This is a genomic window from Klebsiella sp. 141240 (assembly GCF_050600805.1).
GTDB classification, from domain to species: domain Bacteria; phylum Pseudomonadota; class Gammaproteobacteria; order Enterobacterales; family Enterobacteriaceae; genus Klebsiella; species Klebsiella aerogenes.
This window is the reverse complement of record NZ_JAQIRK010000070.1, coordinates 1-464: the sequence shown is the minus strand read 5'-3', so window position 1 is coordinate 464 and position 464 is coordinate 1. Positions and strand designations below refer to the sequence as shown.

Genomic DNA, 464 nt, shown 5'->3' with positions numbered 1-464 from the left:
TCATCGACGAACATCATCGGCATGACCACCGCGAAGCCGAACAGCGACAGGGTGTTGATAATGCGCACGATGCTGGAGAGCATAATGCTGCGGTTGGTGTAGATAAGGGTCACCGCGCGCCCCAGCTCGGAGAACTTCTCGCGGGTGGTGAGATTCTGCATATGGCGCGGGGTTTCGGTGTTACGCAGCGCCGCCAGGGCAATCAGCCCGCCGGTGACACAGAACGCCAGCGCCAGCCACAGGGTGCCCATCTCGCCAATGTGCGGGATGGTGAAGCTCGGGATATAGCTGCCGAACACGCCGATACCGACGGAGTAGACCGCCCAGAACCAGCCCAGGGCCGAGCTGGAGCTGTCGCTGCGGACGTTATGGATAATGGCGACGATAAACGAGTAGAGAAACAGCGGATAGGCCAGACCGCGGATACCGTAAAACAGCAGAATTAAGGCATAGTTGGCGCGGCC

Annotated in this window: 1 pseudogene; it reads right to left on the bottom strand. The window is 59.9% G+C overall.

Annotation, left to right across the window (positions count from 1 at the left end):
* Positions 1-464, bottom strand: a pseudogene (locus PGQ95_RS26380) (cytochrome C biogenesis protein CcdA); the annotation flags it as partial.